Annotated in this window: 10 protein-coding genes and 3 pseudogenes; 4 read left to right on the forward strand and 9 right to left on the reverse strand. The window is 73.3% G+C overall.

Features of this window, described 5'->3' with window-relative positions; translation table 11 throughout:
• Positions 1–166: 166 nt before the first annotated feature.
• Both JM949_RS04325 and JM949_RS04330 read left to right on the forward strand, forming a co-directional pair.
• On the forward strand, positions 167–1,594 hold the full coding sequence (locus JM949_RS04325; protein ID WP_203147146.1) for a UDP-glucose dehydrogenase family protein: 1,428 nt from the start codon (positions 167–169) through the stop codon (positions 1,592–1,594).
• Between the two features lie 150 nt (positions 1,595–1,744).
• A pseudogene (locus tag JM949_RS04330) lies at positions 1,745–6,630 on the forward strand (SCO7613 C-terminal domain-containing membrane protein).
• 162 nt (positions 6,631–6,792) lie between these two features.
• Here JM949_RS04330 and purE read toward each other — a convergent pair.
• The 7 genes and pseudogenes from purE to mca all read right to left on the reverse strand — a co-directional run bounded on the left by purE (position 6,793) and on the right by mca (position 15,733).
• Positions 6,793–7,284 carry a 5-(carboxyamino)imidazole ribonucleotide mutase gene (gene purE / locus JM949_RS04335; RefSeq protein ID WP_203147147.1) on the reverse strand — a complete coding sequence of 164 codons (492 nt, stop codon included), beginning with the start codon at positions 7,282–7,284 and terminating at the stop codon, positions 6,793–6,795.
• Positions 7,285–7,334: 50 nt separating this feature from the next.
• Positions 7,335–8,509: pseudogene (locus JM949_RS04340) on the reverse strand (5-(carboxyamino)imidazole ribonucleotide synthase).
• Positions 8,510–8,637: 128 nt separating this feature from the next.
• A pseudogene (locus tag JM949_RS04345) lies at positions 8,638–10,673 on the reverse strand (thioredoxin domain-containing protein).
• Positions 10,674–10,789: 116 nt separating this feature from the next.
• Positions 10,790–11,512 carry a hypothetical protein gene (locus JM949_RS04350; protein WP_203147148.1) on the reverse strand — a complete coding sequence of 241 codons (723 nt, stop codon included), beginning with the start codon at positions 11,510–11,512 and terminating at the stop codon, positions 10,790–10,792.
• 287 nt (positions 11,513–11,799) lie between these two features.
• On the reverse strand, positions 11,800–14,331 hold the full coding sequence (locus JM949_RS04355) for a putative bifunctional diguanylate cyclase/phosphodiesterase (RefSeq protein WP_238432573.1): 2,532 nt from the start codon (positions 14,329–14,331) through the stop codon (positions 11,800–11,802).
• 179 nt (positions 14,332–14,510) lie between these two features.
• A complete protein-coding gene (locus tag JM949_RS04360; protein WP_203147149.1) occupies positions 14,511–14,804 on the reverse strand; it encodes a hypothetical protein in 294 nt (97 codons plus the stop codon).
• A 47-nt stretch (positions 14,805–14,851) separates the two neighbouring features.
• Entirely contained in the window at positions 14,852–15,733 is an 882-nt protein-coding gene (gene mca / locus JM949_RS04365; protein WP_203147150.1) for a mycothiol conjugate amidase Mca, read from the reverse strand.
• A 202-nt stretch (positions 15,734–15,935) separates the two neighbouring features.
• Here mca and JM949_RS04370 point away from each other — a divergent pair, with 202 nt between their 5' ends.
• Positions 15,936–16,376 (forward strand): DUF4307 domain-containing protein, encoded by a 441-nt coding sequence (locus JM949_RS04370; RefSeq protein ID WP_203147151.1) that lies wholly within the window; start codon positions 15,936–15,938, stop codon positions 16,374–16,376.
• 156 nt (positions 16,377–16,532) lie between these two features.
• Entirely contained in the window at positions 16,533–17,030 is a 498-nt protein-coding gene (gene greA / locus JM949_RS04375; RefSeq protein WP_151490837.1) for a transcription elongation factor GreA, read from the forward strand.
• Between the two features lie 60 nt (positions 17,031–17,090).
• Here greA and ilvA read toward each other — a convergent pair whose 3' ends face one another.
• Both ilvA and JM949_RS04385 read right to left on the reverse strand, forming a co-directional pair.
• Positions 17,091–18,311: a threonine ammonia-lyase gene (gene ilvA, locus JM949_RS04380; RefSeq protein WP_203147152.1), complete on the reverse strand. Its 1,221-nt coding sequence runs from the start codon at positions 18,309–18,311 to the stop codon at positions 17,091–17,093.
• Between the two features lie 64 nt (positions 18,312–18,375).
• Positions 18,376–19,785 (reverse strand): amidase, encoded by a 1,410-nt coding sequence (locus JM949_RS04385; protein WP_203147153.1) that lies wholly within the window; start codon positions 19,783–19,785, stop codon positions 18,376–18,378.
• Positions 19,786–19,793: the final 8 nt, after the last annotated feature.

Here is a 19,793-nt window from a genome sequence, read left to right on the forward strand (position 1 = left end):
AGTTCAGGTGATGTTACCGGCGCGTAGGTATGGGCGTGAGGGTGCACCCACGCGCTGGGCGATGATGGAGACCGAGACAGTGAGCCACCCCTCCGGTGCCCCGCCCAGGCGCCGCAGCAGAATGCGACGCGACGACGCGACGCCAGTGCGAGCGGAGAAGACAGGCGTGACGATCCCCTACCCCACCATCCAGCCGACCCCCGCCATCGCTGCGGTGACACCGCCTTCGGGCGCACCCCGGCCGCGGGTGACGTTCCTGGGGACCGGTTACCTCGGTGCGACGTACGCCATCTGCTACGCCGAGCTCGGGTACGAGGTGCTCGGCTTCGACGTCGACGCCGACAAGATCGCGATGTTGAACGCCGGTCAGGTGCCGATCCACGAGCCCGGCCTGGACGAGCTGCTCCGCCGCAACCTGGCCGCCGGCCGCCTCCGGTTCAGCACCGACATCGCCGAGACCGCCGAGTTCGGCGACGTGCACTTCATCTGCGTCGGCACCCCCCAGCGGGCCGACGGGATGGGCGCCGACCTGTCGTACGTCGAGGCGTCGGTCACCAGTCTCGCCCAGCACCTGACCCGCAAGGCGTTGATCGTCGGCAAGTCCACCGTGCCGGTCGGAACCGCCGAGTGGGTCGAGCAGCTCGTCGGCAAGCACACCCCCGACGGCCTGGACGTCGAGGTGGCGTGGAGCCCGGAGTTCCTCCAGGAGGGCTTCGCCGTCGACGACGTCCTGCGACCCAACCGGATCGTGGTCGGCGTCAAGAGCGAGTGGGCCAACGGCATGCTCTACGCCGCGCACAAGGGCGTGTTCGACCTGGCCGCCACCGAGGACCGCGAGGTGCCCCTGGTGGTCACCGACTTCTCCACCGCCGAGCTGGTCAAGGTCGCCGCGAACGCCTTCCTGGCCACCAAGATCTCATTCATCAACGCGATGGCCGAGGTCTGCGAGGCCTCCGGTGGCGACGTCACCCAGCTGGCCCGCGCGATCGGTTACGACCCGCGGATCGGCAACCGCTTCCTCCAGGCCGGCCTCGGCTTCGGCGGCGCCTGCCTGCCCAAGGACATCCGGGCCTTCCAGGCCCGCGCCCAGGAGCTGGGCGCCGGCGAGGCGCTGCGCTTCCTGCACGAGGTCGACCTGATCAACCTGCGCCGCCGCACCCGGGTGCTCCAGCTCGCCGCCGACCTGCTCGGCCGCCGCTCCGGCCCGGCCGGCCCGGACTTCTCCGGCACCCGGATCGCCGTGCTCGGCGCCACCTTCAAGCCCAACACCGACGACGTCCGCGACGCTCCGGCGCTCGCCGTCGCCGCGCTGCTGCACAAGGCCGGCGCCGAGGTGCACGTGTACGACCCGCAGGGCACCGAGAACGCCCGCCGGGCGGTCCCCGAGTTGACCTACGAGGACGGCATCAACGAGGCGGTCAGCGGTGCCGACCTGGTCTGTGTCCTCACCGAGTGGGCCGACTTCCGCAACGCCGACCCGGTCGCGCTCGGTGAGTTGGTCAACGGCCGCAAGGTCGTCGACGGCCGCAACTGCCTCGACTCGACGATGTGGACCCAGGCGGGCTGGGAGTACCGGGGCATGGGTCGCCCCTGACCCGAACGACACCCACCGGCCGGTCCTCGAGCATCTCGATGGCCGGCCGGTGTCGTTGTTTGCCCCGGACCCGCCGACAAGAGTCGAAATCCGGGCCAGCTTTGGGCATGCTGCGACAGTGGATGTCCACAGTGCGGGTGGAGGGGTGTCGTGGCGACCTTTCAATGCTCCTCGTGCGGCCGGGAGATCAAGCCGGCCGTTCGGTGCCCGCACTGTGCGGCGGACCAGCCACAGTGGGTCGAGCATCTGGCGGACATCGAACGCTCGATCGCGGAGATGAAGGCGCGCGACGCCGCCATCGCCCGCGAGCAGCGGCAGATCGCCGCCAAGATGCAGGCCGCGCTCTTCCAACGGGACATCCTCGCGCACGCCGGCGAGGAGCGCCTCAAGCAGGCCACCCGACCACGCCGGGTGCTCCGCCGCCGCCCCGGCCGGCGGCCACCGACCGCCACCGCCGGAGCGCCGCCCCGGGTCCCCCGCCAGGGCACCCCGCCGGCCCCGGAGGATCCGCCGCCCCCGCCCCGATGGCTCGACGCGGACGACCCGGAGCACCCCCCGGAGGCCTCCTCGCGGGAGGTGCAGAACATCCCCCTCGGGCTGGGCGCGCTGCTGCTCGGGGTGGCCGCGGTGGTCTTCGCCGCGGTGGCCACCAGCTCGATGGACGCGCTGGCCCGGCTCGGCATCCTGCTCCTGGCCACCGTGCTGATGCTGCTCGCCCCGCCGGCGCTGGCCCGACGCGGGCTCACCTCGACCGCCGAGACCATCGCCGCGGTCGGCCTGCTGCTGGTGCCGCTCGCCGGCAACGCCCTCTGGGCGGTGGACCGGATCGGCGTCGGTGGCGCCTCACCCACGATCTTCGCCGGCGCGATCTTCGCGGTCACCGCGGTCGTCGCCCTCGGGTACACCGGGTGGACGAACCTGCGCGCACCCCGCTTCGCCACCGTGCTCGCCGCGCAGCCGGTGCTGCCGTTGCTGGCGTACGACCGGATCACCGGTCCGGGCGGCTGGGCGCTGGTGCTGGCCCTGGTCGCCCTCCTCGACCTCGGCCTGGCCCGCTCCGGCGTGGCCGTGGAACGCCCGGTCCGGCCGGACCTGCCACCACCGGTCCCCCCGTCGGCACCACGGCAGCGGGGCGCCGAGCATCGGCCCGAGGGTGACCCGGAGGAAGCCGCCGAGCTGATCGACGTCAACGCGGGCGCGACCCAGGCGGGACCGGCCCGTCCGGTGCCCGGCCTCCGCGAGCTGACCTGGATGCTGCACGCGGTGGCGGTCGCCGTCTCCCTCGCGTACGCGGTCACCGCGCTGCTGCGGGCGCAGACGGTGCCGACCGCGACCGGCGCCGGGGTGGTGCTGCTGCTGGCCGCCGTGGTCGGGCTGGCCGGCGCGCTGGTGCTTCGTCGACCGCCGCTGCCCGACGTCGCCGCCGGCATCGTCACCCTCGCCGTGATCGGCGCGTTCAGCCGAATCGCCTCGGTGGCACTGCCCGGCCGGGCGTTGCTGCTGATCGCGGCGGTCATCACGGTGACCGGGCTGGCGGTGCGCGCGGTCCCGGAGGCGGCCCGACGCGGCCCGCAGCTCGCCTCGGCGGTGGCGTTGACGGTCAGTGGCCTGGTGGTCGCCGGCGGCGCGCTCCGCGCCGGAGTGGCGACGGTCCGGGCGGCGCTGCCCGCCTGGGCTCCCGACCTCGACCGGTATCCGGGCGAGCTGGCCGCCGCGGTCGGGCCGACCACCTGGCAACTCGCGGCCGCCGCGTTCCTGCTCACCGTCGCGGCGGTGCTGGCCCTACCGTCGGACATCCGGCGGGAATTCGCGGTCGCCGGTGCGCTGCTGACCGCGCTCGCCGTCCCGGCCTCGATCGGTCTGGAATGGACGATGGCCCCCTGGCCGATGGTGGTCACCGCGATCGGCATCGGGGTCGTCGGGCTGTCCGCCCGCACCGACCGGGCCGCGGTGGCGCACGCCGTCGGGGCGGCCGTGGTGGGCCTGTTCGGCGCCGGTGCCAGCCTGTCCAGCCCCGCCCTCACCGCCGCGGTCCTGATCACCCTGTTCGTGGCCGGCACGCTTGTCGCGTTGGCCGCCCGGATCCGGATCGCCTCGGCAGCCGCCGAAACGGTCACCGCCTGGGCCGCCGGCGGCGCCGCGTTCGCGCTGCCCGGGGCGGTGGCCGCGTTCGTGGCCGCCACAGTGCCGAACGACCCGACCCTGACCCCGGCCAGCCTCCGCGAGGTGACCGTCCCGGTCCTGGCGGCAAGCTTCCTGGCGGTCTGCGTGACCCTCGGCTACGCCGCCGTCGTGCAGGTCTCCCAACGCCGCATCCCCGCGCCGCTGTCGGTGGGCACCGGGCTGGGCGCGCTGATCGTCACCGCCGCCGCGTTCGGGGCACCCGGCGCGACCGTCGCCGATGCCTGGGTGGGTGCGCTGCTGCTGGTCGCGGCGGTGCTGCTCTTCCTGGCCCCGTCCATCGACGCCGGCCGACGGGCCGACCTCACCCTCGACGGCTCCGACCTGGCCGCGGCGGCGGTCACCACCGCGCTGGTCGCCACCCTGGTACGGATCGGGGCGGTCCTCGCCCCGGGCGGCAGTTGGCGGTGGCCGCCGCCCTGCTCCTGGTGGTCGCCGTCGGAGCCCGCAGCATGCCCGAGGAGTGGCGACGCGGGCCGATCCTCGGCCTCGCCCTCGGCGGCGCCCTGATCGGCGTGCTCGCCGGCTGGTCGGCGGTACGCGGTGGGGTCGGCGTGCTGGCCACCCCCGGCCCGATCTGGGACGGCGACCTGAGCGGCTGGCCGGCCGCTCCCGTCGGCGGCGCCGCGTGGCAGGCACCCGTCGCGCTGGCGCTGCTGGCCCTCGCCGCCGGCATCCTGCTCCCGCCGCCCTGGCGCTGGGACGTGTCCGGCGCGGCGGTGGTGCTGGCCACGATCGGCGCCCCGGCCGCGTTCGATCTGGCCTGGTGGTCGCCGGTGCTGGTGGGCGGAATGGTCGCCACCGTGTACGGGATGGCCGCGGTGGCCACCGAGGAGGCCCGGGCCGGGCTGTCCCGGGCCACCGTCGCCGGCGTCGTCGCGCTGCACGCCGCCGGTGCCGGCCTGGTCCGGCCCTGGACCACCGCGCTGGCGCTGGGCAGCATCGCGCTGATCGGGGTGGTGGTGGCCGCGCTGGCCCGCGTCCTCGCCGGCCCCCAGGTCAGCGACGTCGACACCGAGGGGATGCCACCGCACCTGGCGCAGATCGGTGGTGCGGCGATCGGCGCGCCCTGCTCGCCCTTCCCGGTGCGGTGGCGGCGCTGTCCGCCGAGTTCGAACACTCGGCCCAGGTGGTGTTGACCGCCGCGCTGGCCGCGACCAGCCTCGGCCTGGCCGCCGTGGCCGCGGTCCGCCGACAGGTGCCGCAGTACCTGCCCTGGGTCAGCGTGGCGGTGGTCGGCGGGGCCCTCATCAGCGCCCTCGCCGCCATCCCCACCGGCCTCGCCGCAGGCGTCTACGCGGCCGCCGCAGCCCTGCTCGGCGTACTGGCCGAGCTGATCCGGGCGGCCACCGTGCCGCCCACCAACTCCGCCCAGCCGGTCCGGCGCTGGGCGGTACGGCTCGACGGCGCGCTGCGACGACTGCCGGACGACCCGGAGCGCCGGCGGTGGCGGGTCAACCCGGCCGCCAGGGGCGTTGGCCGCGGCGGCCCTGCCGACCGCGCTGGCACTCGCCTCGATCGCGCCCGCTCTGGTCGCCGCTCTGGTCGAGCCGCACCGCACGCTGAGCCGGATCTGGCAGGGCCCGCCGCCGGAGCTACTGACTCCGCCCCCGGACCTGGTGGACCCCACCCACGTGCTCACGGCGTTGCTGCTCACCGCGACGGCGGCACTCGCCGCCACCGGCTTCAGCGGTGGGCGTCGCTCCCGCGCGGTGCCGGTGGTGCTGCCGGGAGCCGCCGTCACGCTGCTGATCGCGCCCGTCGCGTTGGGCAACGGCTGGCCGGCGAGCACCCTCGCCGCGCTCTCCGTCTTCACCATCGCGATGCTCGGCCTGGCGCTGACCCCGCCACCGCCGCTGGTCGAGCCGGCCCGCTCGTTGCGGCTGGCCCGGGTCCTGGTGTTCGTCATCGGGTTGGCCGCGGGGGGCGCCGGGCTCGCCGGCAGCCTCGCCGCCCGGGAGTTGACACTGTTCACTCTGGGTGGGGCGGTCGGTGTGGGCGTGGTGGCGGCCCTGTTCGGCACCACCCAACGAGCCCGCATCCTCGGCTGGCTCTTCGCCTCGCTGATGGCGCAGCTCTTCGTGCTCACCGCCGGCCTGGTCGCCGGGCTGGCCCCGGTCTGGTCCGCGTTCGGGGTGCTCGCGGTCGGGGCCGTGCTCCAGGTGTTCGCGGCGGTCCTGCCCCGACTGCGACAGCCTGAAGCGCAGCGGGAAGCCGCCACGGTGCAGTGGAGCGGGTACGCTGCCGCACTGATCGCGCTGGCCCTCGCGTTCGACTCACCCCGGCACATCGCCGCGCTGCTGGCCGCCTGGGGTGCGGTCCTCGGGGTGGCGGCGACCCGGCCCGGCCGGCGGCCGGTGGAGCGCCGGATCCTGTTCTGGGCGGTGGTGGTCTGCGAGATCACCGCGTGGTGGATCCTGATGCGCGTCGCCGACGTGGCGCTGCCCGAGGCGTACACGCTGCCGTTCGCCGCGTTGGCCCTCCTCGTCGGAGTCCTGGAGTTGCGCCACCGACCGGACCTGAGCAGCTGGGTGGCGTACGGGCCAGCGTTGGTCGCCGCCTTCGTACCGACGTTGGCCATCGTGCTGGCCACCGAGTCCAGCACGATTCGGCAGATGCTGCTGCTGCTCGGCGCGGTCGCGGTGCTGATCTTCGGCTCGTCCAGCCGGCAGCAGGCGCCGGTGATCGTCGGCGCGTCGGTCACCGCGATCACCGCGATCCACGCGTTGTTCAGCCTCGGTCCGTGGCTGGCGCTCATCCCGGTCGGCATCCTGTTGCTGGTGCTCGGCGCGAGCAACGAGCGTCGCCGCCGCGCCCAGGAGCGGCTACAGACCGCGCTCCGCGGCATGAGGTGAGACCGGAGGGTCACGGCGGGGTGGGTGAGCGGGCGGCCTGAGTGGGCAGCGTTCGTGGGACGGCTGCCGGCACGGGGGCGCGGTTCGTGGGACGGCTGCGGGCACGGCTCGCGGGTCGGGTGCGGGCGATGCTCCGGGTTTGCCGGCGAGCTGTGGCAGTGGTTACGGCAGAGTTGCGTGCAGGGCGGCTTCCTTGTTGGCCACCAACTCCTCCAGCTCCTGCTGGTAGGCCGTCATCCTGGCGCGCAGCTCCTCGTCGGCGGCGCCGAGGATCCGGACCGCGAGCAGGCCGGCGTTGCGGGCGTTGCCGATCGACACGGTGGCCACCGGGATCCCGGCCGGCATCTGCACGATGGAGAGCAGCGAGTCCATGCCGTCGAGGTGCTTCAGCGGCACCGGCACCCCGATCACCGGCAGCGGCGTCACCGAGGCGACCATGCCCGGCAGTGCGGCGGCACCCCCCGCCCCGGCGATGATCACCTTGAGCCCCCGGTCGGCGGCGTCGCGGCCGTACTCGATCATCGCGACCGGAGTCCGGTGCGCCGAGATCACCCGCACCTCGTACGGCACGCCGAAGTCGTCCAGCACCTCGGCGGCGGCCCGCATGGTCGGCCAGTCCGAGTCACTGCCCATGATCAGCCCAACCGTGCTCACTGCGGCCCTCTCCTCGTTCCCGGTGGCGTCGCTGGTCCCGACGGCGCGGCTCACTCGTGCCCCTCGCGCAGCCAACGCGCGGCCCGCCCGGCCCGTGCCCGTAGCTCGTCCAGGTCGTCACCGAGCACCGTGACGTGCCCGATCTTGCGGCCGGGTCGCACCTGCTTGCCGTACAGGTGCACCTTGCGCCCGGCTCGGCGGCGAAGAGATGGTGCAACCGCTCGTCGATCGAGATGCCGCCCGGCTCGCCGCCGAGCACGTTCGCCGACACCACCACCGGCGCGGTCAACGCGGTGTCGCCCATCGGGTAGTCCAGCACCGCCCGCAGGTGCTGCTCGAACTGCGAGGTCCGGGCACCTTCGATGGTCCAGTGCCCGGAGTTGTGCGGGCGCATCGCCAACTCGTTGACCACGATCGCCGGCCGGCCGGCGTCGTCGCGTACCTCGAACAGCTCCACGGCGAGCAGGCCGATCACCCCGAGCGCGGTGGCCAGGTCGATGGCGAGTTGCTGGGCGGAGACCGCCAGCTCCTCGTCCAGGCCGGGCGCCGGGGCCAACACCTCCACGTTGATGCCGTCCCGCTGCACCGTCTCCACCACCGGGTATGCGGCCACCTGCCCGAACGGCGACCGGGCCACCTGCACGGCCAACTCGCGCCGCAACGGCACCCGCTCCTCGACGATCAGCCGGGTGCCGCCGGCGAGCAGCGTGGCCGCCAACTCGGTGGCCTGGGCGGCGTCGTCGACCATCCAGACGCCCCGGCCGTCGTAGCCGCCCCGCGCCGCCTTGAGCACCACCGGCCAGCCCACCCGCTCGCCGAAGCCGACCAGGTCGGCCGGCTCGGCGACCGGCTGCCAGGCCGGATTGGGCGCACCCAGCTCGGTCAGGCGTTCCCGCATGACCTGCTTGTCCTGGGCATGCAGCAGCGCGTCCGCCGGCGGGTACAGGGTCACCCCTTCCGCCGCCAGCGTGCGGATGTGCTCGGCGGGCACGTGCTCGTGGTCGAAGGTGACGACGTCGCAGCCCTTGGCGAAGGTGCGCAGGGCGGCCAGGTCGGTGTGGTCGCCGTACTGGACGTCGGCGGCGATCAGCGCCGCTCCGTCGTCAGGGGCGGTCGCGAGCACACGCAGTGACTGGCCGAGGGCGATCGCGGCCTGGTGGGTCATCCGGGCCAACTGGCCGCCACCCACCATGCCGACAACAGGCAGACCGGTACGGGAATCCATAGCGCGGCCAGCCTATCGGGGCCGGGTGCGGGACCGCCCGGAGGGCCGGCAGGCGGACCGCCGGACCCATCGGGAGAGTGTCGGCAGGTTCCGGATGCGGTGGCCCAGCGGCTACCGACCGTGCGCGCTCAACCGAGCTCGGCGACCAGTTCCTCGACCGAGGTGACCGGCCGTTGGCAGACGAAACCCCGGCAGACGTACGCGGCGGGGCGGCCGTCGACCAGCGGTCGACCGGCGAGCAGCGGCACACCGGGCTGGTCCGGGCGCCGGCGACGACCACCGCCCCGGGTGGGGCGTGCCGGTGGGCCGCGGCCACCAGGGGGTCGCCCGCCGGGTCGTCGGTCACCACCGCGATCTCGTACGGCCCGGAGAGCAACGCCTCACCGACCATTGCCGCGTACCCGGTGAACCGGGGGTGCTGCCCGACGATCGGCGCGACAGTGCCGAGCGCCTTCTCGGCGGCCTCCCGGTAGCGGGTCTCCCCGGTCAATGCCGCGTACGCCACCAACCCGGCGACCAACGCGGACCGGCCGGACGGGGTGGCGTTGTCGGTCGGGTCGGCCGGGCGGGCGACCAACCGCTCCGCGTCGTCGGCGGTGTCGTAGAAGGCGCCACCGGGCGCGGCGAAGCGCTCCAGAGCGGTGTCCAGCAGCTCGCCGGCCAGGGTGAGCCAGCGCCCCTCGCCGGTGAGCTGGTGCAGCGCGCAGAAGGCCTCGGCCACGCAGCCGTAGTCCTCCAGGACCCCGGCCGGCTCCCCGACCCGGCCGTCCCGGGAGACCCGACGCAGCCGGCCGTCCACCAGGTGCACGGTGGCCAGGTGCTCGGCCGCCTGGCGCATCGCCCCGTCGGCGACGATGGTCACGCCGTCCATCAGGTTGGCGTCCTCGTCCTGCGGCGCCGCGTACCCGGCGGCGACCTGCTGGAACTCGGCGATGGCGGTGATCGCCAAGCCGTTCCAGGCGGCCACCACCTTGTCGTCGCGGGCCGGCTGCGGGCGGGTGTCCCGGGCGGCGAGCAGCCGGCCCACCACCTGCTGCCAGCGGGCGCGGACCTCGGGCGCGGCGTCGTCCACGTCCCGGGCGAGCCGGAGCACGCTCATCCCGTGCTCGAAGCTCCCCTGCTGGGTCACTGTGAACAGGTCGGCGGCGAACCGACCGTCCTCCTCGCCCAGCACCTCGACCAGTTGGGCGGGGGTCCAGGCGTAGGTGAGCCCCTCGACGCCCTCGGTGTCGGCGTCCAGCGCGGAGGCGAACCCCTGCCCCGGCAGATGCAGCTCGTCGGCGAGGAACCGGGCGGTGTCCCGCGCCACCCGGCGGGCCAGCCGGTCGCCGGTGAGCCGCCACAGCTGGGTGTAGAACCGCAGCAGCAGCGCGTTGTCGTAGAGCATCTTCTCGAAGTGCGGCACCGTCCAGTGCTCGTCCACCGAATACCTGGCGAAGCCGCCGGCGAGCTGGTCGTAGATGCCGCCCCGGGCCATCGCCTCGGCGGTGTGCCGGGTGATCTCCAGGCTGCCCGCGTCGCCGGTGCGCTGGTGGTGGCGCAGCAGGAAGAGCAGGTTCATGTGCGGCGGGAACTTCGGGGCGCCGCCGAAGCCGGCGTTCGTCGCGTCGTACTCGTCGGCCAGTCGGGCGGCCGCGGCGTCGAGCAGCGCCGCGTCCAGCGGGGCGGTGCGGCCGCCGACGGCCTGGGCCCCGCCGATCGCCTCGACCACCGTGGCACCCTGGCGCAGCACCGCCTCGCGCTGCTCCCGCCAGGCGGTGGCGACCGACTGGAGCAACTGGACGAAGTTGGTCCGTGGGAAGTAGGTGCCGCAGAAGAACGGGGTGCCGTCCGGCGTGGCGAAGACGGTCATCGGCCAACCACCCTGGCCGGTCATCGCCTGCGTCGCGGTCATGTAGACCGCGTCCACGTCCGGGCGCTCCTCACGATCCACCTTGATCGACACGAAGTTGTCGTTCAGCAGGGCGCCGACCTGCTCGTTCTCGAACGACTCGTGCGCCATCACGTGGCACCAGTGGCAGGCCGCGTAGCCAACCGAGATGAGCACCGGCACGTCCCGACGCTTGGCCTCGGCGAACGCCTCGTCGGACCACTGCCACCAGTCCACCGGGTTGTCGGCGTGCTGGAGGAGGTACGGACTGGTGGCGTCGGCGAGTCGGTTCACCCGACGACCATAGCCAGCCGGGGCGCGGACCGCGCGGGCTCCACCCGGACTGCCGACGGTCCGCTACCCGGCCGAGGGCAGCCGGCCCGGGCCAGCACGCCCGGGCCCGGAGCCCGTCAACCCCTCCCCAGTCGGACCGCGGCGGTGTCCGCGTCACTGACAAAGACGTCGTACGTCGTGTCGTAGGAGGTGGCGTTGGCGGACACCGTCACGGTGCCCCGCCGGAACGGGACCGAGGTGAACGACGGCGAGCTGGACGTCCACCCGACCGGGCCGCCAGGAGTGCACGCCACCTCCGCCCGGACGATGCCCTCGGCGTTCTGACCGTGCCACGTCTGGGCGACGTCACCCTCGACGTACACGGTGGCCGGTGCGGTGCAGGTGACCGTGCCGTGCACCGTCACCTCGTCGGTCCGGGTGTCGATCGTGCCCGACGTCGCCACCTCGACTCCGACGGCCAGCACCGGCGGTGCCGGCGGGTTGGCGACGTGCACCTCACCCCGGGCCGTGCCGGTGCTGTAGTTGCAGCGCTGCTCGAATGTGGCGTCGAAGCGCTCCAGGTAGCCGTACGGACCCCAGGAGATGTCGGTGACGGTGAACGAGCCGGTCTGCCCGGACGGACAGATCCGGTCGTTACCGCTCAGGGCGATGCCCGGAAGTGGACTTTCGTAGGTGTTCTCGGTGGCACCGGTATAGGTGCCCACGGCCAACGGCTGGTTGACCGGCGCGCTCAGGTCGATCGTCCACGGACCGGCAGGTGGGTCGAAGACCTGCACGGTGAGATGGTTCGCCGAACCCCAGACGTTGAAGCCGTCGCCGGAGGCGGTGGAGAACGCCACTGCCGCGCCCTGGCTGATCGGGTCGTCCGGGTCGCCGCTGACCGCCAGCGAGGCGGACTCGGGCGCTTGGCCGGTGCGGGTGCGGCGAAGGCCAGCGTGCCGATCGTCGTGACGGTCAGCGCGAGTGCCGCGGCGAGGATCTGACGTTTACCGGGGAGTCGCATGATGTCCCTTCGAACGAGGATGCGTAGCAGATCAGCTGATCCACATGACTCGATCGACTGTAGGGGTTTGACAGGCGGTTGGCGGCCCCGTCCGAGACCGACCAGCGGGGTCACGCCGGGGGTTCAGGAGGCGCCGTCGGCGCGCAGCCGGAACACGTTCGACTCGGCGGAGTCACGCAGCGACCCCAGCACCGCGCCGATCTTGTCCGCCGGCATCGGCTTGAAGAAGTGGTAGCCCTGCGCGGAGGTGCAGCCCAGCTCGGCCAGGGCCGACCGCTGCTCGGCGGTCTCCACCCCTTCGGCGACCACCCGGAGCCCCAGCTCGTGCGCGAGGCCGACGGTCGTCCGTACGATCGCCGCGGCCTCCGGCGAGTCGGCCATCCGGATCACGAAGGAACGGTCGACCTTCAACTCGTCGACCGCGATCCGGGTGAGGAAGGTCAGCGAGGAGAAGCCGGTGCCGAAGTCGTCGACCGCGAGCTGCACGCCCATCGACCGGAGGGTGGCCAGCACCTCGTCGATGACCTCCAGCTCACTCATCACCACCGTCTCGGTGATCTCGAGAACCAGCCGGTGTGGCGGCACCTGGTGGCGGCGCAGCGCGTCGGCGATCTCCGCCGGCAGCCGGGGGTCGAGCAGGCTACGCGCCGACAGGTTGACCGAGATCGGGACGTCCAGCCCCTCGCGGGCCCAGTCGGCGGCCACACCGAGCGCCTTGTTCAGCACATAGCGGGTGAAGGTGCCGAGCTGCTCGCTGTTCTCCACCGGCCGGATGAAGTCGGCCGGGTTCAGCCACCCGCGCCGGGGATGCTGCCAGCGGATCAACGCCTCCACCCCGGTTGGCGCGCCGGTGGCCAGGTCGACCGCCGGTTGCAACGCCAGCACCAGCTGGTCGTCGACCTTCAAGGCCTCGCGCAACTCGGCCAGCAGGGCGAGTTGATCCGTGTTGGCCGCGTCCCGGCTGCCGTCGTACGCGGCGACGTTGCCGCCGCCCTCCTTGGCCTGGTACATGGCGATGTCGGCGCGGCGCAGCAGCTCGGTCAGGTCGGCGGTGCCCGCGTTGGCCACCACCACCCCGACCGAGACCTCGATCGACATCCGCACGCCGGCCACCTCGGTCGGCGCGGCCAGTCGCTCGGCGATCTCGCGGGCCTGGCGCAGCGCGTGAGCCATCGGGGCGGCCCGGTCGCCGAGCACGGGCACCGCCGTGAGCAGCAGGGCGAACTCGTCGCCACCCAGCCGGCCGAGTAGGTCGCCGGGGCGGACCAGCGCGTTGAGCCGGTTCGAGGTGAGCCGCAGCAGCTGGTCACCGGCGGCGTGGCCGAGGGTGTCGTTGACCTCTTTGAACTGGTTGATGTCCAGCAGCAGCAGGGCCACCGGGTGGTCGTGGGCGAGCTGCCGCAGCGACTGATCGCCCTTGCTCAGCATCGCCGCCCGGTTGGCCAGCCCGGTGAGCGGGTCGTGCACCGCCTCGTACGACGAACGAGCGGTCACCATGCGCAGCTCGCGATGGGTCGCGGCGTCGTGCAGCGCGGCGGCGAGCGCGTCGCCGAACGCGGCCACCGCGTCGCGTTCCCGGGCGGTGGGCGGTGCCGAGCGGGGGAACCGGACGCGCAGCCGACCGACCGGTGCCGCGCCGACCGACAGCGGGCGGCTCAGCTCGTGCTCGTCCGGCTCCGTCTGGTCCGGTGGGCCCGCCGTCCGGTCGACCAGTTGACCGCTGGCGTCGCCCCGGTACCGGTGCCACCGACCGTCGGCACGGGCCACCTCGACGTCCACCAGTTCGGCGTTGAACAGCGCCAGCGCCCCGGTGACCGCCGCGCTGGCCACCCCCCGCTCGTCGAGCTGGTTGAGGGCCGCGGTGGCCTCGGCGAAGGCCCGCCAGGTGCGGCGCTCCTGGTCGGCGCGGAGCCGGTACCGGTAGGTCTGCTGGAGCAGCCAGAGCAGCGGGGGCAGCAACAGCAGCCAGCGCGGATCGAGCTCCAACAGGGCGACCACCACGAGACCGACCGCCACGTTGCCGACGAACATCAGCAGTTTGCCGCGCAGCGCGGCGAGCAGCGTCGGCCCGATCGGCAGCCCGTGCCGCAGGCCCAGCGTCACCCCACCCAGCCAGGCGGTGACCAGGAGGTAGGTGATCGACCCGGCGATCACGGCCAGCGCCAGGATGGGGGTGGGCGGGGAGAGGAACGGACGCCCGAGCGCTGTGGTCACGGAGACGGCCAGCGCCGTCGCGGCGGCCAGTGACGCGGCGATCCGGACGATCTCCAGAGCCGGGCGGCGGTCGTTGTGCACTGACAGCAGCGTCCAGGCCAGCCCGGTGCCGAGCAGCGTGGCGGACGGCAGCCAACCGGCCGGGGTCAGATAGAGGCAGACGATCAGCGCCGCCTCGCCCCAGGTGATGCTCACCATGCCGGCGGCCGAGCGGAACCGCAGCCGGGCGAGCTGGGCGAGCGCGAGCACGGCGACCGCGATGCCGAAGCGGGCCGGACCGCCGAGGGGGTCGTCGGCTGGCAACCGGACGGGGATGCTCAGGCCGACCGCGGCGGCGATCACCGCGGTCAGCGTGACGGCGGCGGTGAGCACCAGCAGCCGGCCCGGTGTGCCGCGCACGCCGAGGCGATCGAACGGGTCGCCGGGCAGACCGGAGGTCATCGACCTCCTCCGTCAGCCGACCGCCCGGCCTGGCGGCGGGCGGCCGGTGCTGTGCTGGTCATCGGCGCCCCCTTCCGCACACGGCTCGGGAACTTTTGGTCCCCCCGGCGGAAGGCTAAGCCAAACCGGGTAGCCGCAACAGGGGGCGACCAACCGGTTCGGCGTGATTCACGCGCGGACTACCCGTTCCGCTGCTGCTGGTGCCCGTTGGGAGCGGGCGTGGATGAATCCCGCCCTCCCGTCCCGTCTGTCGGATCGACGACTGACGCGTCGGCCCTGCTCGGGTCGGTCGGCCCCGCCTGCTGAGAGAAACGATCGGGCAGGCGGCGCAGCCGAGAGTTCATGTTGCGGATCAGCAGGATGGTCGCGGTGGCCAACAGCAGGATGAGGAAGAGACCCATCGGGCCGGCCAGACCACCCGTGCGGGTGTCTCCGAAGTTGTTCTCCGCGAGCACCTGGGCAGCGGTCAGCATGGCGTTCCTCCGATGTGCGGTTGGTAATCAGGGTAGCTCCGCCGGAATCAGCGGGCGTGGGCCGTCTCCCGTACCCCCGCGAAGAGATCGGACTCGGGCATCGGGCTGTCGACCACCGAGCGGGCCAGCTGGAAATCCTCGGTGGGCCAGGCCCGCTGTTGCAGCTCCATCGGGACGTGGAACCAGAAGCCGTCCGGGTCGACCTGGGTGGCGTGCGCGCGCAGCGCGTCGTCGCGGACCGGGAAGTATTCGGCGCACTCGACCCGGGTGGTGATCCGCGGGCCCTTGTCCGGCCGGTCCTCCCACCGGGTGAGCCACTCCTCGTACGGCGACTCCAGGCCGGCGGCCAGCATGCCCTCGTGCAACGCCATGATCTTGGCCTTGGAGAAGCCGATGTCGTAGTAGAGCTTCAACGGCTGCCACGGCGCGCCCAGCTCCGGGTAGCGCTCCGGGTCACCGGCGGCCTCGAACGCGGCCACGCTCACCTTGTGGCACATGATGTGGTCCGGGTGCGGGTAGCCGCCCTCTTCGTCGTACGTGGTCACCACGTGCGGACGGAACTCACGCATCAGGCGGACCAGTGGGCCGGCGGCCACCTCGACGTCCTGGAGGGCGAAGCAGCCTCCGGGCAACGGCGGCAGCGGGTCACCCTCGGGCAGACCCGAGTCGACGAAGCCGAGCCAGGCCTGGTCGACGCCGAGGATCGCCCGGGCGGCGTCCATCTCGGCACGGCGGATGTCGGCGATGTTGGCCCACACGTCCGGTCGGTCGAGCTTCGGGTTGAGCACGCTCCCGCGCTCGCCGCCCGTGCACGTCACGACCAGGACGTCCACCCCCTGTGCGACATACTTCGCCGTCGTCGCCGCACCCTTGCTCGACTCGTCGTCCGGGTGCGCGTGCACGGCCATGAGACGCAGTTGCTCTGCCAACTTCGGCGCTCCTCGTCTGTGCCGGACGGTGGACCCGACCGGGCTCGACCGGCTGACCTGCCGGGATCGTTGCTCACCACACTCGGTCACCGGCCACCAGCGCAGGCACGACCTGCCATTCCTGCCGCTGGACCGGGTGGGAGGATGGGATTCTGTCATTCTTGCCGATGAGGCCGACAACAACGCCAGGAGATACCCGCCGGTGACCGAGACGCACACCACAATTTCGCCGAGCGCACCGGTATTCCCGGTCGGGCGTTACGGCCGGCGCCGGGCACCGGGCGGACGTCGCCGCCGGCTGATCTCGGCCACGGTGGCGCTGCTCCTGCTGCTCGGGACGCTGACCGTGATCTCGGTCCGGCTCTACCGCCAGTACGGCGACCCGGTCTACGACGCCCAGGTGATCACGTACACCGACATCACGGACAAGCAGGTGCTTGTCGACTTCCGGGTGACCGTGCCGCCGGGCGGATCGGCGGTCTGCGTGCTGCGGGCCCGGGACCGTTCGGGCGCCGAGGTGGGCCGGGCACAGCTCACCGTGACCGCTGATCCCGGCGACCGGCATGTCACCACCCGGCACCGCCTGGCCACCACCGCGCGGCCGTTCATCGGCGAGGTTCTGCGCTGCCAAGCACCGTCCTGAGCTGCCCGAACAGCATCGACGACGGAGCCGGACGGGCGCCTACCACGGGTAGCGGATCCGGACACCTGTGGTGATGGCCGACACGCTGTGTCGTAGCGCACTGGTAACTTGGTAGTTCACCTGTTCGCCAGCCACGCACAACTGAGGAGAACGCCTGTGTCCACTGGCAACGAGGCGCCCGCCACCTGGCTGTCGCAGGACGCGTACGACCGCCTCCAGGCCGAGCTCGACGAGCACATCGCCAACCGTCCGGCGATCGCAGCCGAGATCAACGCCCGGCGCGAGGAGGGCGACCTGCGGGAGAACGGCGGCTACCACGCCGCCCGGGAAGAGCAGGGCAAGGCCGAGGGTCGCATCCGCTACCTACAGGAGCTGCTCCGCACCGCGAAGGTCGGCGAGGCGCCGACGGCGGACGCGGTGTCGCCCGGCATGGTCGTGACGATCTACTTCGACGACGACACCGACGACACCGAGACCTTCCTGCTCGGCTCCCGGGAGATCGCGGCCACCACCGACCTGACCGTCTACAGCCCCGAGTCGGCGCTCGGCAAGGCGATCCTGGGCGGGCGCGCCGGGCAGACCTGCACCTACACGGCGCCGAGCGGGGCCGACATCAAGGTGACAGTGGTCAGCTTCGAGCCGTTCTCCGGCTGACCGTCGCCGGTCGCACCACCCGCTCCACCGCAGCTTCCCGAGGCGTGGCACCTTCCGGTGTCACGCCTCGGCCGCGAAGACCACCTGGTAGCCGCTGGCCCGCAACGCGCTGATCAGCGTGTCCGAGTGCTCCACGCCGCGGGTCTCCACCGACAGCGCCACCTCCACCTCGCCGAGGCCGAGGTGCGGGTTGGCCCGCTGGTGCTCCACGTCCACCACGTTCGCCCGGTGCTCGGCGATCTGGCTGAGCAGCGACGCGAGTTGCCCCGGCCGGTCCGAACAGCGGACTGTCACTCGCAGGTAGCGGCCGGCGGCGGCCAACCCGTGCTCGATCACCCGCAGCATCAGCAACGGGTCGATGTTGCCCCCGGAGAGCACCGCGACCACCGGTGTCTCCACCTCGACCACGCCGGCCAGCAACGCGGCGACACCCACCGCGCCGGCCGGCTCGACCACCTGCTTGCCGCGCTCCAGCATCATCAGCAGGGCCCGGGAGATGTCCTCCTCGGAGACCGTGACGATCTCGTCCACCAGCTCGCGCACGTGCTTGAAGGTGATATCCCCCGGCCGGCCGACCGCGATGCCGTCGGCGATGGTGGCGAAGGCGGGCAGCCGGACCGGCTCCCCGGCGACCAACGAGGGCGGGAACGCCGCCGCGCCGGCCGCCTGGACGCCGATGATCCGGACGTCCGGCCGCAGCGCTCTCGCGGCGACCGCCAGGCCCGAGATCAGACCGCCGCCACCCACCCCGGTGATGATCGTCTTGACGTCCGGGCACTGTTCCAGGATCTCCAGCGCCACAGTGCCCTGCCCGGCGATCACGTCGGGGTGGTCGAACGGGTGGATCAGCACCGCCCCGGTGCGCTCGGCGTAGGTGTGCGCCGCGACCAGCGACTCGTCGACGGTGTTGCCGGCCAACTCGACCTGCGCGCCGTACCCCTTGGTCGCGGCCACCTTCGGCAGCGGGGCGTTGACCGGCATGAAGACGGTGGCGTGCGTGCCGACCAGGCCAGCGGCGAGGGCCACGCCCTGCGCGTGGTTGCCCGCGCTCGCCGCGACCACGCCGCGCTCCCGCTCGGCCGCCGACAACCGGGAGATCCGCACGTACGCGCCCCGCACCTTGTACGAGCCGGCCCGTTGCACGTTCTCGCACTTGAGCCAGGTCGGCCCACCCAGTGCCGCGCTGAGCGGGCGGGAGGGTTCCAGCGGGGTGGTGCGGGTGACGCCAGCGAGCAACTCCCGTGCGGCCCGCACGTCGTCGAGACCGACCAGTTCCGTCATGCCCCGATCGTGCCACCCGCCGCCGGAGCCGTCGGCGGCGACACCGGGGCCACCGGCTCGACGGTCAGACGCCGGTCGGTGAGCCCGCGTCGACCAGGGGGTAGCCGGGGGCGTGCCGCGTCCACGGTGCGGCCATCTCGAACTGCCCGGCCACGCCGAGCAGCAGCAGCTCCGAGCCGGGTGGACCGACCAGTTGCACGGCGACCGGCAGGCCGTCCGGGCGGCGGCCGACCGGCACCACGACCGCCGGCAGGCCGGCGATGTTCCACGGGGCGGCGTACGGGGCGTACCGGATGTTGGCGCTCATGTTCGCCCGCCAGGACCGCCCCGACCAGCGTGCCGCCTCCGGTGGCGCGGTGGCCAGCGCCGGGGTGAGCAGCAGGTCGACCGAGTGGTCGGTGAAGAAGTCGACCGACCGTTGCCGCCAGCCGGCCCGGTCCGCCTCCCGCACGTAGCCGCGGCGCTGCGCCCACTCACCCAACGTGACGTGCCGCCGGGTACGCCGTTGCAGGCCGCGCCGGTCCACCCCGGAGGCGCGGACGTCGCTGGCGGCGGCGGCCAGCCAGGTGGCGATGCCCTGCAGGCCGAGCGCGGTGGGGTAGACCGGGTCGGCGGGCACCGTGTCGTGCCCGGCGGCGGCGAGAAGCCGACCGGCGGCGGCGACCGCGTCCCGGTTGGGCGCGTCAGGTGTGACACCCCGCACCGGGGAGCGCAGCGAGACGCCCACCCGCAGGCGTTGCGGCGGAACCAGCTTCTCCGGACGCCGGCCGGCGAGCACCGAGAAGCCGACGGCCGCGTCGGCGACAGTGCTGGTCAGCATGCCGTGCTCGGTGAGGCCGAACCAGTCGTCCGCGCCGAGCTGGCACGGCACCACGCCGCGACCGGGCTTGAGCCCGACCAGCCCGCAACAGGCGGCGGGAATCCGGATCGAGCCGAGACCGTCGTTGGCGTGCGCGATCGGCACCAGCCCGGCGGCGACCGCCGCGGCGGCGCCACCGGAGGACCCGCCCGGGGTACGCGTGCTGTCCCACGGGTTACGGGTCACCGCGCTGTCGTCGTCGGTGACTGCCCACAGCCCCAGCTCCGGCATCCGGGTCACGCCGAGGATCACCGCGCCGGCGCCGCGCAGCCGGCGCACCACCTCGTGGTCGGCCTCCGCGACGTCGGTGCGGGCGGCGGCCGACCCGTTCCAGGTGGGCAGGCCGGCGACGGGGGTGTTCTCCTTGACCGCCACCGGGACCCCGGCCAGCGGCAGGTTGGCCAGGTCCTCCTGCTCGTCGACCTTCTCCGCCTCGGTGATCGCCTCGCCGCCGCGAACGGCGCGGAAGGCGGCCAGGTCCCGGTCGGCCCGGGAGATGTACTCAAGGTGGTCGGCGACGACCTGGGTTGCCGAGACGTCGCCCCGGCGTACGCCCCGGGCGATCTGCTTGGCGGTCGCCCCGACCCAGGTCGCCATGATGTCCTGCACGGCCATCCTCCCCA

Origin of the sequence: Micromonospora tarensis, from assembly GCF_016803395.1 — a bacterium.
Lineage (GTDB): Bacteria > Actinomycetota > Actinomycetes > Mycobacteriales > Micromonosporaceae > Micromonospora > Micromonospora tarensis.

Excerpts from the sequence above, each read along its gene's own strand:
- ilvA (WP_203147152.1), bottom strand. The coding sequence starts at position 18,311 with ATGACGGAACTGGTCGGTCTCGACGACGTGCGGGCCGCACGGGAGTTG.
- JM949_RS04355 (WP_238432573.1), bottom strand. The coding sequence starts at position 14,331 with ATGACCTCCGGTCTGCCCGGCGACCCGTTCGATCGCCTCGGCGTGCGC.
- JM949_RS04360 (WP_203147149.1), bottom strand. The coding sequence starts at position 14,804 with ATGCTGACCGCTGCCCAGGTGCTCGCGGAGAACAACTTCGGAGACACC.
- JM949_RS04385 (WP_203147153.1), bottom strand. The coding sequence starts at position 19,785 with ATGGCCGTGCAGGACATCATGGCGACCTGGGTCGGGGCGACCGCCAAG.